Below are 14,970 nucleotides of genomic sequence, written 5' to 3' on the forward strand. Positions count from 1 at the left end.
ACCACCGCCATCAGCCTCTCCTGCTCCATCGTCGTTCTCCAGAAATGAGTTTCGCAGCCGCAACCATCGACGATTCAGCGCTGCCTGGGAACTACGGGGTTGCTCGGACGGTTACGCTCGAGATAGGCCTTGAGCCAGTCGGGCTGCTCGCCTTCGCCATCCCACACCATCTGGCGACTAGCGGGGTGCATGAACTTCGGGCCTGGCTGCGTCGCTAGCTGTAGGTCTTCGGATCGTTCGCTTGCGGAAGGCGACGTTGCCACAATGCTAGGCGAGGAATCCACCTTCTTCTGCTTGCACATCTTCTCGTCGGCACGGACCACCTTCCGTCGAGCTGCCGCATCCCGTTGTCGCTTCTCGCGTTCGATGAGCTTGATCGCGCGCTCCACGTCGAGCAGCAGCGCCTTGAGTTCCGGAATGGTCTTGTCTTTCAGGTTTATCGTCATCGAATTCATTGCGGGCCAGATCGCAGCCCAAGTGTTGTGTGCAGATGGACCTTCCGGATGGCTGGGGTAGCCCTTGCGCCGGCAGGATTCTCAATTACCGTCATTCTCACATCTGGGAGAATGACGGCATGAGCAAGAAGTTCAACTACACGATTGCATCGCACAACATCGAGGTCCATGCAGAACAGGATGGCGATAGCCGGTACATGGTGCGTATGTCGTGCGCTGGAAGGCTCGCCAATGTCCGGATCGGCTACCTCACCGGTGCCGGCCGCAAGTGGCTCGCCGAGTTCTTTGGCAGTCGGCCCAGTGTGCCCTGCAAAAGCGCGAAGCAGGCATGCGAAATCCTCGCCAAAGCGGCTGTAAAGCAACCGGGCCTCGTCCCGTTTTTCACGTCGAAGGAGACATCCCATGCCTGAGAACCTCAGCTCACACGAGCTTGCGGAAAAACTCGAACGTCTGAGCCGCAAGGTGGGCGAATTTGCGGGCGACATCCCTTCGGCGATGATCCAGGCGGCTTCCGCGCTGCGCCGCCAGGCAGCGCTGATCGAATCCTCGGCTGCGAGTCCTCGGACGGTTGCTGTGCTCTTCAGCAAACAGGGGCGTGCCGCCCAGTCCCCAAAGGTAATCGAGGCCACCGTTTCCTGGTCGGCACAGGACGGTGTCGCCCAGGCGTTCGATGCCAGCGGCCGCTTGGTTGCCAAGCTGCACAACGCCCGAATCGACTGGATTGAAGCCGGCGGCGTGCGCATCAGCGGCATGGAGCCCACCGACCCGAGCGAGACAACGTTCCGCGTACAGGCGTGGCAAGTTCGTCTTTAAGTCGCAGCAGCTCAGCGTTCATTGCGCCGGCGGCCTCAGATGCAGCCGGCCATCCTCCAGGGCAAGCATGAAGTGCAGATTCGCTGGCATGGCTGATCTCCCGCGCACCGGGGATCGTGTCCCGGGACGTGGTGTAAGAAGCGTCAGCAGAAGCGGTCAGCGGGTCATCGCATCTCCGGTTTAGCAGGAGCACGTGTCAGGCTGCGACCGCAGGCAGGCTGACGTTGGAATTGTCACCAACTTCGGCGAGCGTTTCCAGCGTCATGTAACGCCGCTGCAGTGCCCATTCGTCGTTTTGCTCGAGCAGCAAGGCGCCCACGAGGCGGTAGATCGAGGCCTCGTTCGGGAAGATGCCCACGACGTCGGTGCGGCGCTTGATCTCGCCGTTGAGGCGCTCGAGCGGGTTGGTGCTGTGGATCTTCGTGCGGTGCTCCTTCGGGAAGCTCATGTGCGCCAGCACGTCGTCCTCGGCCTCGTCCATCAGCTTTGCGATCTTCGGGAAGCGCTCGCGCAACTGGTCGGCGACCGTGCGCCATTGGTCGCGGGCTGCGCGCTCGGTGGTCTGGGCAAAGATCGTCGCGACCAGGGCGGAGACGACACGGCGTTGCCCGGCCGGCGCGTGCACGAGCACGTTGCGCATGAAGTGCACCCGGCAGCGCTGCCAGCTGGCCGAGATCACCTTGCGCACGGCGGCCTTGAGCCCCTCGTGGGCATCGGAGATCACCAGCTTGACGCCGCGCACTCCGCGCCGCGTGAGGCTGCGCAGGAACTCCGTCCAGAACGGTTCGGCCTCGGAGGCGCCGACCTGCATGCCCAGCACCTCGCGTCGCCCATCGGTGTTCGCACCGATGGCGATTATGGCGGCCACCGAGACGATCCGGCCGGCTTCGCGCACCTTCAGGTAGGTGGCGTCGATCCACAGGTAGGGCCAGTCGCCCTCGATGGGGCGTTGCAGGAAGGTCTGCACCCGCTCGTCGATCTCGGCGCACAGGCGCGAGACCTGGCTCCTGGAGATGCCGCTCATGCCCATGGCCTGCACCAGATCATCGACCGAGCGCGTCGAGATGCCTTGGACGTAGGCCTCCTGGATCACCGCCGCGAGCGCCTTCTCGGCCGTACGGCGCGGCTCCAGGAAGGGCGGGAAGTAGCTGCCCGCACGCAGCTTCGGGATGCGCAGCGCAACCGTGCCGGCACGTGTGTCCCAGTTGCGGTCGCGGTAGCCATTGCGCGAGTTGGTCCGCTCGTCGCTGCGTTCGCCGTGCGCTGCGCCACAGCGATTGGCCACGTCCAGCTCCATCAGGCGCTGGGCCACGAAGCCGATCATGTCACGCACGATGTCGTCGGCGCCGGCCTTCTCAAGCAGCTCGGAAAGCTGCATCCTGTCTTGGGTCATCGGGGTCTTCCTCATGGTTCGGTTGAAGTGTCGCGACTCCTACCTTACCGAAGATCTCCGATGACCCGCCGACTTCGCGCCCGCCGTGGTGGCCCTGCAGGGCCACCACGGCGAACACCTCACTCCCTCACGCTGTTACACCACTTCCCGGGACACCGCCGCACCGGGTCTAGCCGCTCGACGTAGCCGCTTTCACCGCGCACCTTGAGGGTTCCGACCGTTTGGCCCTGGGCGTTTCGGACCACCCAGTCAGCGCACCGCTCAAGCAACGCAGACAGCTTCACCGTCAGTCTTGAAGCTTCGGTCGCTGGCACATCACCGCTCCCCCTCGCTTCGATCTGGAGCGCGACCATGCGCTTGAAGTCGCGCTTGTGGCTCAGGATCTTCCGCAAATAGGCGAAGACGGCACGACCTCGAAGTGACGAGATGTTGTGCCAGAAGAGCTTCACGATCGACCCCAATACCCCCTGCTGGCCTTGCTCCCTTGCGAAGGACATCAGGGCGCAGACGAGTCCTTTGCTGACGCCAAGCTCCTTCACCAACGGTAGAACGTCGATCGGAAGTCGGGTTGCAGGATCGATCTTGTTCTCCGAATCCCTCTCAACCGTTGACGATTGGGTCGTGCGCATACGCGCAGGTCACCGCCTACCTCCTGCCAAACAAAAAGGCAGCAGGGTAGCAAGGGACCGTTCAAGGTCGAGACGTCCGTCAGAGTGGAAGTGGCTCCATTACGCCGATCCGGCGCTGGCATCAATGTGCCGATCCGCGACTGGCTCCTATATGCCGATCACGGACTGGCCTCAATGTGCCGATCATCAACTGGCTCCAATGTGCCGGTCGGTGACAGCGCGTCCAGGCCCGATTGGAACGAGGGTTTACGGCACACTGGCTGATAGCGTTTAGCGGCTAAACTTGCACCCGGACGATGGTCGTTTAGCCGCTAAACCGTCTCAACAGTCGCCAAAGTAGCCCGCCTAATCCGCGACCGCTTCACCGACCGTTGCAAGCAGCGCCTCAAGCGCTTGCGCGAATGCATCACGCTTCGCAGGATCAACTTTGATATTCACTTCGAACGAATCGTCCCGCTGCTTGTAAAAACCATTCGCAAAACGGATCTGTTTGGCTGAGGATGGCCTGCGAGGAGCTGGCGCCTCGATCAGTCCTTGCACTTGGGCAATCAACCACGACCGAGGGCGATTCTCCTCGGCGTAGCGGGCAGCGAGCGCCACCGCCTTGCGCTTCCCCGCATTCTGGCAGAGACGCTCGAGGTGATACGCCACTGTTGCACCGAAACGATCTGGCGACTCCCGGATGATATCCATCACCTCGGAAGGCAACCGTGAATACGACCGGTAGAACGTCATCTGCGACTTAGAAATACCGGCTCTGCGAGACACTTCAGCAGCTGACTCCCCGGTCGCAATCAAGCGTTCGTAAAACATTGCACGGTCGAGGTCGCAATGCTGTTGTCGCTCTTCGTTCTGCTGGTAACCGAACCAAGCCGACTCTTCAAGAGACATGCCCTCATGGACCTCAGCCAGCAACTCATGCATGACTTGGTGGTCTCGGCACGCCTGCACGCGAGTCCAGCCGTCACAGATAATGAAGCGCTTCGGCTCATCGGGATTCGGGATGACGTGAATCGGGTCGTGCTGACCTTGGGTTCGAAGAGCCTCAGCGCGCTCCCTGATCATCTGCGGCGTATAAATCTCACGCGGCGCAAGCGGGTTGGCGTCGATGAGCGACACAGCGATGTTCTGGTACTTTCGATTGATTTCCTTCGGCTCGGGAGCAGCGCGGTCGGACGCGTTCTCCGCAGCAAAATCTTGCTGATGCTCACGAAGTACTTCTTGAAGCGACCGACTCGGTCCCGAGGGCGGATGGGTCATTACCATACCGTGCGGCGCAGCTTTCTGCGCTCGTTCTGATCGCAGCTGAGCGTTGAACTCTTCCTCGGACATGGCTTTCGAAGCAAAAAGTTTGTCGACCATCTCAGACTACCCCCATCTTCCGCAAAAGCTCCCGTGCAACGTCATGAAGCTGTTCTGCTGCACCGCCAGTGGGCCTGGCAAGTACAAGTGGCGGTTGCTCCTCATCTTCCGAAAGAGTCTTCGGAAATTCTTCGCTTCGATGCACCATCACATTCAAAAGCGCTCCAGGGTACTCAGCCGAGAGCTTGCCCACCTGGCCATAGACGCGAAGTCTGTTCGGAACATGGAAGTTACCGATCATGACCAGCTGAGGCGATCGCCCAACATCGCTGTGCATATCTTGCAGCACTGCAGAGAGGTAGGACACAGCCTTGGTGGAATATCGCTCCAGCGACACAGGCGCGATTACAAAGTCTGACGCCAGAAGTGCGCCTCGCGTCATTCTGTTCTTTGCCGGTGCCGCATCGAACAAAATTACGTCGTAAGTCGAGAGGTCAAAGCTTGGGTTGGTACCTTCAAGCCCTTCTGCAACTAGCGCTGCAATCTTTAGGTCGGATTTCTTCCCCTCAATCGCATCATAGGTGAGGATCGTGTCCAGCCGATCAAGTGTCAGGTCGGACGGAATGAGGTGAGGCCCATTCTCACCGAACGGTTTTTTGATCACATCCGAGAGAGCCCCGCGTCCGCCTGGCCAGCCAGGCACAAGATGCCCCAAGTGGTACTGCACCACACGCTCCTCGGGCACGCCTGACTCACGTGCCTCCTCGAGCGTTAGTTCCGAGTCATACCCAAACGCGAGAGTTAAGTTCGCCTGGAAATCAAGATCGATCACCAGCGTTCTAAGGCCCATCAGGGCAAAGATCGACCCAAGATTAGCAGTCAGCGTCGTTTTGCCGACTCCCCCCTTGGGCGCATAAACGGTTGCGATCGTCTTCCGTCGGATCGAAATCTTCGGTCTGTTTGCACGACGCCATGCGGCGAGATCGAATACGTTTTCAATCGTGAACTGCCTCACCTTTGGGCCAGACGCCTGCCGAGACACATTCACGCCAGACTCATCAACATAACGCCGCACTGAATCTACGGTCGTTCCAAGCATCTTCGCGACCGCTTGCACCTTGTAGTGGGGCTGCATGTAGGCTCTCGTAGGCTGTAATCGCACGCAATCTTATAGAGCCTCGTTTCTTGCTGCAAGGACTAATCCGTTTTTATCGACTTTATCCTTGCATCTAAGATCGAGTCCAACTTTTTGCTGGCAGATTACAGTCGACGCGCATCTGATCAAAATGCGCGACAAGCCCCCCGGTACTTCAAGGGCAAGGAAGGACAGCTCGTGCTCAGCGGCGCTTTGACATTCTCCCCGCCCTCTCGCTTCGCTCGCCGCGTTTCGGGAAGGGCGGCGATTCCTGCTGAGCTAGGCCGCATGGCGTAGCCCCTCGGTGGGTTCTCGCTTCACCGGGCGGCCTGACTGCAGCTGTCCCTCCACGAGCGCTTGGCCGTCGCCGGCCAGAACCGCGTGTCCCGCGGCCAGTGTGTTCTTCGCGGCATTGAGGTTCGCATGGTCGGTGTAGCCAAAGGACCGACACCGAAAAACTTCGCCCTTGCGGTTGTCCGCATGGGTGTGAGCGCAGGCGTGACAGCGCTGCGAGGTACAAGCGGGATGGACGAGTACGAGCTCGCCGCCGCGCCATTCGAGCTTGTAGGCGAGCGGCTCCGTGAACAGCGACCAGCCCTGATCGAGGATCGCGCGGTTCAGGCCCGCCTTCTGGCGCACCCGCTTGCCGGGCGCCTCCTGCGTGGCTGCGGCCGACGCGCTCATCGATCGAACCCTCAGAGCCTCCAGGCACACGAACGCGTGTTCGCGGGCGATCTGCGTCGAGAGCTTGTGAAGGAAATCCGCCCGCTGGCGGGCGATCCCCTGGTGGATTTTCGCCACCCGGGCTTGTGCCTTGCGAAGCCGGTTCGAGGGCCGCAGCCGGAACCCCTTCGGGAAGGGTTTCCCTTCGGGAATGCCGGCGGCGACTTTCGCGGCTTCGAGCTTGCGGGCGACGGCCCGCTAGTGGCGGCGCAAGCGCTGGACGGCGCCATCGAGCGCGCACACGACGTTCTGCAGCACGTGCACCGGCACCTCGGCAAGATAGGCCGTCTCCGGGGCCTTGCGCCAGGTGGTAACCCACTGGCACATGCCCGCGAAGCCGGCATACTTCTCACCCCGCTCACGCCGGGCCTGCTGCTCGGCCAGGGCGAGGTTCCACACCTTACGGCTGCACCCCGCCCAGCGCCGCAGCACCGCCTCGGCCTTGCGGTTGCTCCGCAGCCGATACCGGTACGCACGATGGAAGACCGACCCCTCACTCATGCGATCAAGCGCTCACGTCCGGTCCGGATTTCAAGCCCCCAGTTCGCCTGTGGCGAACGCGCTATTCTTCCCCTGCCTGGAGTACCGGAGCTTGCCGCGCATTCCGGTCAATGCCAGATGTCATCAGGGGGCAAATCTTCGTGTCGCTTGACACGGGTGAACTAGGGCAACGCTGATTTATTCGTCCAGCACCACCCGTCAGTTGCCATGCCTTCGAGACAATAGTGGCCGCTGAGCCACGATGAGACCTCAATCGATGCAATCGAGCTTTTCCGAGCTGGAGTGCGCGGAAAGAGGAAGCAGACGCGGCGCGACCGTTTCCTGGCAGAGATCGAACCGCTCTATCCGAAGGGTGGCGGTCGCGGCCGTCCGCCGATCGGGGCGGGACGGATGCTGAGGATGTATGTCGCTCAGCAGTGCTTCGGCCTGTCCGATGAAGGGATCGAGGACGCCATCTACGACAGTCAGGCGATCCGCGCCTTCGTCGGCATCGACCTGGCCCGCGAGGCGGCGCCCGACGCGACCACGCTGTTGAAGTTCCGTCGCCTGCTGGAGACGCACGGGCTCACCCAGAAGATCTTCGAGGCGATCAAGTCGCATCTGGCAGACAAGGGGCTGATGATGGGCGAAGGCACCATCGTTGACGCGACGATCGTCGCCGCAGCGCCTTCGACCAAGGACCGCGCCAAGGCGCGCGACCCTGAGATTCACCAAGCGAAGAAGGGCAACCAGTGGTACTTCGGGATGAAGGCGCACATCGGCGTCGATGCCGAGTCCGGGTTGGTGCATGCGGTGGTGGCGACGGCGGCCAACGTAAGCGACGTGAGCCAGACACACAAGCTGCTGCACGGCGAGGAGACGGAGGTGCTCGGTGATGCGGGCTACCAGTGTGCCGACAAACGCGACGAGAACCGGAACACCCCGGTGAGCTGGCACATCGCACTGAAGCGCAGCAAGCGCAAGGCGCTGCCAGCCAACCGGCTGGGGAAGCTGCTCGAGCAGCTCGTGCGCGCCAATGCGAGCATTCGGGTCAAGGTCGCGCACCCGTTCCATGTGATCAAGAGCATCTTCAAGCACAAGAAGACCCGCTACCGTGGGCTGGCGAAAAACGAAGCGCAACTGCTCTCGCTTTTCGGTTTGGCCAATCTGTTCCTGGCGCGCCGACAGTAGTTGGCGCTTCATGCCCGACGGGCGTCCTGATGGGGCACCAAGGCGCGAAAGCGGAGGGAAACTGCCCATGGCCGACCCGATCGGCAGCATCAAATGCCGTCGAACTCGAGAGGCCGTCACGGATACGTCCTCAAAATCGGTCCGCAGGTACTTGAACATGATTTGTTCAGCACTTTTCCCTAGCCGCGCTCAGCGTTCATGGCCGGGTGCCGCCAGAAACTCCACCCATAGCCGGCTAAGGGCTTGGCTGGAGAGGTTCAGAGGCCTTCGCCACGTTTCTTCGATGAGCTCTCACCACTGGCGGCTGAGGTGCGAGTGCCTTTAGCTCGCAAGGGGCGCCCTGAAACGACTTCATGCGTGGGCTGCGAACAGCAAGTGCTTTCACGCGTGAAAGTCGTTTATGCCCTGCTCTCGAAACACCTCGTCCGGGAGACGCCTCCAAGGCGAACGTGCTCGCACTCAGTTGAGAAATCGTAAGCCAACTCGACACGCTAAGAGAACGAAATCTTCATGTCTTCGTATTTATATCTATATATCTTTGTCGTTCCAAGTATTAACGCATCTTAAAATATAGACGCTATACTGCCGACGTAGCGACCGTCCGCAACCCAACTTTCACGCGTGAAAGCACACCACTTGGGACACGAATGTGACAGCCAAAATCATCGCCGTTTTCAATCAAAAGGGTGGGTCCGGAAAGACGATGATCGCCGCCCAACTTGCCGGTACGTTTGGTCTTCGGGGCTTTAAGGTCTTCGTAGCTGACCTCGACAATCAAGCCACCGCAACATTCTTGTGGGGCACACATACGAAGGCGCGCGAACGTCTGCCAGCGACTGTGACGCCGATGGCGTTTGCTGGAACGCAACTCCCCGATCACTTGCTTGAGTTGTCTGCAACGCAGGAGCTCATCTTGCTCGATTGCCCCCCGATCCTCGAGTCAGAGCCCGTACACACCTCATTGCTAGCAGCAGACTTAGTTCTGATTCCTGTGCCTCCGTCACGAGGTGATGTCATGTCTTCCTTGCAGGCCGGTGAGTTTGCTGCAAAAGTTAGGGATAAAGACAACCCATCAATGCGAATCGCCTATGTTGTAAACATGATGCGGCGAGGCGTCTTCCACGGGAAGGCTGAAGAGGATTTGCGGCGCCTGGCACAAGAGCCTGTTCTTAAAAGCAAGATCGGATTGCGAGCGGCGTTTCCTGAATCCCAAGCGCGGAACTGTACGGTGCAATGGATTGATTCGCGCTCGTCGGCCTCCCAAGAGATAGAGGCCCTCGCCAATGAGGTTGCCGCGCTGATTGGGCTACCGAAAAAGAGAACGAAGGGAGCAAAGAAATGACCACATCCTCACGTAAAAGCCGACGTGAAGACATCGAGGAGCCGCTTGTGGCACCTTCGCTGGCGGATCGCCTAAAGCTCAGCGGGAATCCCTTGAATGCCGCGATTGGCGCACGAACTTCTGACGTTGCCGTTGTACAGGAGACGCTCGACAAGTCGGTGGAGGGGCGGCCCGGCGATATGATCGATATTCCACTGGAAAACATCGATCCAAATCCGTTCAACGCAAGAAAAATCTATAAACCGGAGCGAGTCAATGAGCTCGCTGCATCACTTTCTGCACACGGGCAGATGATTCCGGGGCTGGCGACTCGCCGAGGTGATCGTTACGTCCTCGCAGCGGGGCATTATCGTCTGCGAGCAGCCAAGGTAGCCGGCCTGAAGACCCTAAAGGTGGTCTTGCGCGAAGAGCTCAGCGACCGAGATCTATACGAACTCAGTTATCGCGAAAACGCGGATCGAGAACCGCAGTCTGCGCTGGACAACGCACTAGCATGGCGTCAGTTACTAGACGAGAAGGTATACAGCTCTGAAACAGAGCTGGCTGAAGTGACTGGCATGTCGTTGCCGAATGTGAATAAAACGCTCTCGATTTTGCGACTTTCAAGCGGTGTGCTCGATGCGATCGAGGCAGCGCCCGAGGCGTTCGCCTTGTCGGTCCTCTACGAGTTGGTCCTATTTGAAGAAGTTGGCGGTCAATCGGCTACGTTCGAGTGGGTAACGCGTATAGCCGATGGGGACGCAGGCCGAAGAGAGATCCAAGAGGCTCGCCAGCGACTGCAGGCACCCAAACCTCGAAAGCGAAAGGAAACATCGAGGCATTACAAGATCCAGCGTGAGGGCTCGTGGTCGGGTCTCCTCAAAGAGTGGGATTCCGGGAAGGTCTCACTCGAGGTCTCTATCTCCGATCCTAAGGAGCGCACGGCATTGGTCAGTGAGCTTCGACGGCGATTTGGTTTGCAGGAGTCCTGACCTGAGTGGCCCCATGAGTTTCGGTGGCAGGGACATGGTGGGTGGCTCCTTGGGAGAAGTGGGCCCCCGCTGTGCCCGGGTCAGTGAAACGTAGGGCGGTCGTCTTCGAACAGCGACGCGATGGCCCACTCACATGCGGCCGCGAGGCGTGCGGCGCCGTACTGGCCCTTGAACGCGAGAACGCCCGGGGCGGCCCGCAGCCACAGCGTCTTGCCCACCAGCGCGAACGGCACCGAGTACAGCGCAGACTCGAAGCTGACATGACAGTCGCGATGCACCGTCACCGCATGCCAGATGCCCAGATCCGGCGGCACCTCTAAGAGCGGCAGCACGCGATTAGTGCCGTGGATGCGCAGCCCGGCCTCCTTCAACACCCACTTGCGCGCATGCACGTTCAGATCGATCAGATCACGGAAGCTAAGTGTGGGCAGGAAGTCGCCCTTCACGTATTTGACGCCGGTATCAACGATGCCCTTCTTCTGCGGGTCTTGCGGCGGGCAGGCGTCGACCCGAAAGCCTTAGCCCTCGGCGCACTCGGCGTTATCGATGATGAGCCGCGAGGGCACGGCACCGAACCATTCGAAGGCGCGACGGTAGCAACCGAGCCAGGTGCGCATGCTTTGGTCCCAGACGAACTCCACGTACTGGTGACGCGAGAAACAGATCGTCATCACGAACGCCCACGTGCGGCGGATCTCGTCAGTGGCGGGATCGACCAGATGGGGACCGGCGCTGAAATTCGCCTGCGCGGCCTCGCCCGGCGCGAGGATGAGGCGCACCCTCGCGCCGGGCGGCTGCTCGCGGCCAATCTGCGCGATCTGTCGGCACACGGTGGAGTAGTGACCGTTGAACCCATGCTCGCGTTTGAGCGTGGTGTGGATCACCACGCCGGAGATGATCTGCGCGAGCCATTGCTCCACTAGCGGCCGGTACGCGGCAATCGAGGACTGGGCCGTCACCGGCAGCTTGGGTGGCCCGAGCGCGGCGGTGATCTCGGCGTCTTCAGGCAGGGGCGCTCAGGATCGAGCCAACCCTGGGCGCGCGCCAACGCACGGAAGCGGGCCGCCTTGCTTGTCAAGGGGAACCCAATTTTCCCCACCCATGGGAATCGAAAGTTCCCCACCCCGTTCAGGCCTCGGCCTCTTGCGGACGGACGAGGCCGGCTTTCAACTTCTCTTTCAACCTGTACGAGTTGCCACGAATGTTCAGCGTGACGGCGTGATGCAGTAGCCGGTCGAGGATGGCGGTGGCGATGACGCGGTCACCGAACACCTCGCCCCAGGCGCCGAAGCTCTGGTTGCTGGTCAGGATCATCGGTCCGCGCTCGTAGCGGCGGCTGATCAGCTGGAAGAACAGGTTTGCGCCCTGACGCTCGATCGGCAGGTAGCCGATCTCGTCGATGATCAGCAGACGTGGCGTGGTGTAGATCTTGAGCTTCTCGTCGAGCCGCCCCTCGGCATGCGCCTTGGTCAGTGCCGCGATCAGGCTGGCAGCGGTGGTGAAGAGCACGCGGTAGCCGGCCTCGATCGCCTTGAGGCCGAGCGCGACGGCCAGATGCGTCTTGCCCACGCCCGGCGGTCCGAGCACGAGCACGTTGTCGCCGTGCTCGATGAAGTGGCACGTGGCCAGCGTCTGCACCTGCTTCCTGTCGATCGAGGGCTGGTAGGCGAAGTCGAAGGTCTCCAGCGGCTTGACGAAGGGGAAGCGTGCCATCGCCGTGCGCATGGTCACGTTCTTGCTGGTCTTGGCGGCGACTTCCTCGGCGAGCACCTGCTCGAGGAAATCGGCATAGGCCATGTCCTCGGCGGCCGCCTGTTGCAGCAGGGCTTCGAGCCGCTCGCGGCTCTTGAACAGGCGCAGCTTGGTCAGATGATCGGCCAGGCGTTCGAGTTGGGCGGGATTCATGCGGCCTCCAGCATCTGCTCGTAAATCGAGAGATCGCGCACCTCGACCGCTTCATCCTGCAGTCCGGTCGGTGGCGCCGGGGCGCTCGCCGTGCCGTAGCGCTGGCGGGCGTTGCGGGCCGCAGCACCGGGGCCATGCTCAGGCTGGACACTCAGTTGATGGCGGCCGGCCAGAACCGCGTGCTCGGCGACCAGCTCACCGCGATAGCGGATCTGCCACACGCCGCCGGCGCGCACCACTTGCACGGTCTTGCCGATCAGCCGGCACGGCACCGAATAGCGATTGGCATCGATCGACACCAGCCAGTCATCGGCCACCACCCGGTCACGGACCATCGCCTGCAGGAAGCTCGCCTGGCTGGCGATCGGCACCAGGGCCGCCGCCTCCTCGGCAAAGCGCTCGATCGGGCGCTGGTGGGTGGTGCCATGCACGCGCACGTCGGCCACCTCCTGAACCCACTGCAGCAGTTGTGCGTTGAAGTCGTCCAGGTCATGGAAACTGCGCCCCGGCACGAAGTTGCGCTTGACGTACTTCACGCCAGACTCGACCTTGCCCTTGGTCTGCGCCCGATAGGGCTTGCACAGCCGGGGCTCGAAGCCCCAATGACGCGCAAAGGCCTCGAAGGTCGGGTTCCAGCGGATGCGACCCGCCTCGCTGCCGAGCACCACGGTGCGCATGCGATCGTAGAGCAGTTGCGCCGTGCGCCCGCCGAAGTGGGCGAAGCCATGTTCGTGCGCCGCCAGCAGGCTGGCCAGCCGTTCGTTCTCGAAGCCCTCGACCCAGCACCGCCGCGAGTACCCCAGGGTCATCACGAACACATGCACGGTCGCCACCGCCTCCCCAAAGCGCACCTTCACCTGGCCCCAGTCGACCTGCGCCTGTTCGCCGGGCCCGGTCTCAAAGCGCCGCTGCGTCAGCGCCGCGAGTGCCGCCTCCTTGCGCAGCGGTCGCACTGCGTTCTTGACCGTGTCGTAGCCGCCCCCGTAGCCGTGCCGCGCCCGTAACTCCTGATACAGGATCCGTGCCGAGTAGCCGACCTGCGGCGCCCGCTCGAGCAGCCACGGGCGATGTGCATCGAGCAGGCACGACGCCGACGCCTGACGTCGGTACGGCGACCACCCCGGCTGACGCAGGCAGCGTCGAACCGTCTTGCGATCGAGATCCAGCCCGCGCGCGATGGCCGACACACTCTGTCCGCCCGCATGCAACCGATGGATCTCCTCCCAGCGTTCCCTGGTGAGCATACGTGCCTCCTCGGACTGACCCGACACGGTCACAGTAGCCGAGGTGCAGCCGACGATGTCGCCCCTCGGGGCGACATCGTCGAACACTTCCTTCCCTTCCATTTCTGAACTCCTCTTCAAAAATGGGTGGGGAAAATTCAATTCCCACAACTGGGGATTATTGAGTTCCTACTGACACCTTGCTGCGCCCCATCAGTTTCGAGCGCGCGATCTCGCGCTCGGAGTCGCCTTGGAGCATGCTCATCAGGGCCTTGCGTATTCGTACATCTCGATGCGCCTGCGGGCCACCGCCTGCCTCTGGCCGAACAAAAAGGCAGCAGGGTAGCGATGAACTAATCAAGGTCGATACGCCTGTCAGAGTGGAAGTGGCTCCTTTGGGCCGATCCGCGACTGGCTCCAACGTGCTGGTCGGTGACACCGCTTACACCTCGCAGCGCTGTCACGCCTGCGGTCACATGCAAGGGCGAAGTCATCCGTTGCCGGGCCTGTGGCCACACTAATGAATCCCGCGAAAAACATTCTGGCCGAGGGACACGCGATTCTGTCGGGTGAAACGACAACCCACCGATGCGCTATGCCACGTGGCTTAGCCCGTTCGGAATCCCAGTCCTTTCCGAAATGTGGCGAGCGATGCGAGAGGGTGGCGAGGATGTCAAGTCGGCTTCGACGATGCTCGTCTTCTGCGGGTTGTTCGACAGGAAGCCGTCGCCCTCTGCTAATAGGCGCGTTCCACCTGTGCATCGTTCATGCCGGGGCTGGTGATATAGCCCCTGGCCTTGTCGATAATGAACGACGTAGACCTGACGTTGAAGCATTCAAAAAAGTGCGACTGTAGAAGACGAGCTAGGTTCGCATGCTCTTGTCCCCAATGAACTCCAGGCTCTGTACGTTACCGGTAGGACTGCAGCCTGTAGAGAGCTTCAGTAGGACAGTATTTCTTTTGCAAAACAGAAAGTTGTGCAGCAGCAAGCACCCGTTCAGTGTGAGCTCAAACCGTCGAGGGTCAACTTTTAGAACCTCGTTTTTTCGGTGATACCTCAGCTCGTGGTAGCTGTGTAGCGGGGCTTGAACGTCGTGTTAACGGTGATACTGGCAAGGCTGACTATCACCGAAAAAACGTCGTTTGGAGATATGGTCCATGTCTTTTCCTGATGTTCGCGTGCAAGTTCTGCGGTTAGAGACGTGCAAGTGGCCAAAGATGGATGCTCGAGGGTGTTGTGACCCTCTTCCGGGCAGTGTTTTTGCGCCGTCTCGCCGTCGATGTGCGTAAAGCACGTCTTTTCAGTGATAGGTTCTGCAACGATTAAAGATGCATTAAAGACGTATTAGGGGTCTGTGGATAACTCGCCCACTGCCAAGTGACGTCTGGGGTTCAGGCACTAGTGTG

General features: G+C 61.0%; 16 protein-coding genes. 5 read left to right on the forward strand and 11 right to left on the reverse strand.

Annotated features, from left to right (window positions below; genetic code table 11):
• Nucleotides 1-74 precede the first annotated feature (74 nt).
• Entirely contained in the window at nucleotides 75-455 is a 381-nt protein-coding gene (locus CGK74_RS05225) for an H-NS family nucleoid-associated regulatory protein (protein ID WP_094267455.1), read from the reverse strand.
• A gap of 119 nt (nucleotides 456-574) precedes the next feature.
• Between CGK74_RS05225 and CGK74_RS05230 the strand changes: the two genes are divergently transcribed.
• Together CGK74_RS05230 and CGK74_RS05235 are read left to right on the forward strand one after the other, a co-directional pair.
• Complete coding sequence (locus CGK74_RS05230; RefSeq protein ID WP_094267456.1) at nucleotides 575-865, forward strand: hypothetical protein; 291 nt, start codon at nucleotides 575-577, stop codon at nucleotides 863-865.
• Entirely contained in the window at nucleotides 858-1,268 is a 411-nt protein-coding gene (locus CGK74_RS05235) for a hypothetical protein (RefSeq protein WP_094267457.1), read from the forward strand. Before CGK74_RS05230 ends, CGK74_RS05235 begins: the two co-directional genes overlap by 8 nt.
• A 196-nt stretch (nucleotides 1,269-1,464) precedes the next feature.
• Here the strand turns inward: CGK74_RS05235 and CGK74_RS05240 are convergent, their stop codons facing one another.
• The 6 genes from CGK74_RS05240 to CGK74_RS19130 form a co-directional block, all read right to left on the reverse strand.
• Nucleotides 1,465-2,661 (reverse strand): IS256 family transposase, encoded by a 1,197-nt coding sequence (locus CGK74_RS05240; RefSeq protein WP_094267458.1) that lies wholly within the window; start codon nucleotides 2,659-2,661, stop codon nucleotides 1,465-1,467.
• A gap of 119 nt (nucleotides 2,662-2,780) precedes the next feature.
• Nucleotides 2,781-3,290 carry a hypothetical protein gene (locus CGK74_RS05245; RefSeq protein ID WP_094267459.1) on the reverse strand — a complete coding sequence of 170 codons (510 nt, stop codon included), beginning with the start codon at nucleotides 3,288-3,290 and terminating at the stop codon, nucleotides 2,781-2,783.
• Nucleotides 3,291-3,635: 345 nt separating this feature from the next.
• Nucleotides 3,636-4,652, reverse strand: a complete 1,017-nt coding sequence (locus tag CGK74_RS05250; protein WP_240498628.1) for a ParB/RepB/Spo0J family partition protein — start codon at nucleotides 4,650-4,652, stop codon at nucleotides 3,636-3,638.
• Between the two features lies 1 nt (nucleotide 4,653).
• The gene (locus CGK74_RS05255; RefSeq protein WP_094267460.1) at nucleotides 4,654-5,727 is read right to left on the reverse strand and encodes a ParA family protein; all 1,074 of its coding nucleotides are present in this window, start codon (nucleotides 5,725-5,727) and stop codon (nucleotides 4,654-4,656) included.
• Between the two features lie 279 nt (nucleotides 5,728-6,006).
• Nucleotides 6,007-6,603 (reverse strand): RNA-guided endonuclease InsQ/TnpB family protein, encoded by a 597-nt coding sequence (locus CGK74_RS19125; RefSeq protein ID WP_338056363.1) that lies wholly within the window; start codon nucleotides 6,601-6,603, stop codon nucleotides 6,007-6,009.
• 45 nt (nucleotides 6,604-6,648) lie between these two features.
• Nucleotides 6,649-6,951 (reverse strand): helix-turn-helix domain-containing protein, encoded by a 303-nt coding sequence (locus tag CGK74_RS19130; protein WP_240498630.1) that lies wholly within the window; start codon nucleotides 6,949-6,951, stop codon nucleotides 6,649-6,651.
• A 256-nt stretch (nucleotides 6,952-7,207) separates the two neighbouring features.
• Here CGK74_RS19130 and CGK74_RS05265 point away from each other — a divergent pair.
• The 3 genes from CGK74_RS05265 (at nucleotide 7,208) to CGK74_RS05275 (ending at nucleotide 10,434) form a co-directional block, all read left to right on the forward strand.
• Nucleotides 7,208-8,121 (forward strand): IS5 family transposase gene (locus CGK74_RS05265; RefSeq protein ID WP_240498631.1). Its coding sequence is split into 2 segments (ribosomal slippage): nucleotides 7,208-7,235 and nucleotides 7,235-8,121, totalling 915 coding nucleotides; the frame shifts between segments, so codons are not numbered across the junction.
• 649 nt (nucleotides 8,122-8,770) lie between these two features.
• Nucleotides 8,771-9,463 carry a ParA family protein gene (locus CGK74_RS05270; RefSeq protein WP_276206040.1) on the forward strand — a complete coding sequence of 231 codons (693 nt, stop codon included), beginning with the start codon at nucleotides 8,771-8,773 and terminating at the stop codon, nucleotides 9,461-9,463.
• Complete coding sequence (locus tag CGK74_RS05275) at nucleotides 9,460-10,434, forward strand: ParB/RepB/Spo0J family partition protein (protein ID WP_094267463.1); 975 nt, start codon at nucleotides 9,460-9,462, stop codon at nucleotides 10,432-10,434. The genes CGK74_RS05270 and CGK74_RS05275 overlap by 4 nt, the downstream gene beginning before the upstream one ends.
• 80 nt (nucleotides 10,435-10,514) lie before the next feature.
• On the opposite strand, the gene CGK74_RS19135 is transcribed toward CGK74_RS05275, so the two are convergent.
• From CGK74_RS19135 to istA, 4 genes are all read right to left on the reverse strand, one after another.
• Nucleotides 10,515-10,880 (reverse strand): Mu transposase domain-containing protein, encoded by a 366-nt coding sequence (locus CGK74_RS19135; protein ID WP_240498632.1) that lies wholly within the window; start codon nucleotides 10,878-10,880, stop codon nucleotides 10,515-10,517.
• Between the two features lie 72 nt (nucleotides 10,881-10,952).
• Nucleotides 10,953-11,393 (reverse strand): DDE-type integrase/transposase/recombinase, encoded by a 441-nt coding sequence (locus CGK74_RS19140; RefSeq protein WP_240498633.1) that lies wholly within the window; start codon nucleotides 11,391-11,393, stop codon nucleotides 10,953-10,955.
• 169 nt (nucleotides 11,394-11,562) lie between these two features.
• A complete protein-coding gene (istB, locus tag CGK74_RS05285) occupies nucleotides 11,563-12,339 on the reverse strand; it encodes an IS21-like element helper ATPase IstB (RefSeq protein WP_094267464.1) in 777 nt (258 codons plus the stop codon).
• Nucleotides 12,336-13,685 carry an IS21 family transposase gene (gene istA, locus CGK74_RS05290; protein WP_094267465.1) on the reverse strand — a complete coding sequence of 450 codons (1,350 nt, stop codon included), beginning with the start codon at nucleotides 13,683-13,685 and terminating at the stop codon, nucleotides 12,336-12,338. Before istA ends, istB begins: the two co-directional genes overlap by 4 nt.
• Nucleotides 13,686-14,970 lie beyond the last annotated feature (1,285 nt).

Origin of the sequence: Thauera propionica (genome assembly GCF_002245655.1) — a bacterium.
Taxonomy (GTDB): Bacteria; Pseudomonadota; Gammaproteobacteria; order Burkholderiales; family Rhodocyclaceae; genus Thauera; species Thauera propionica.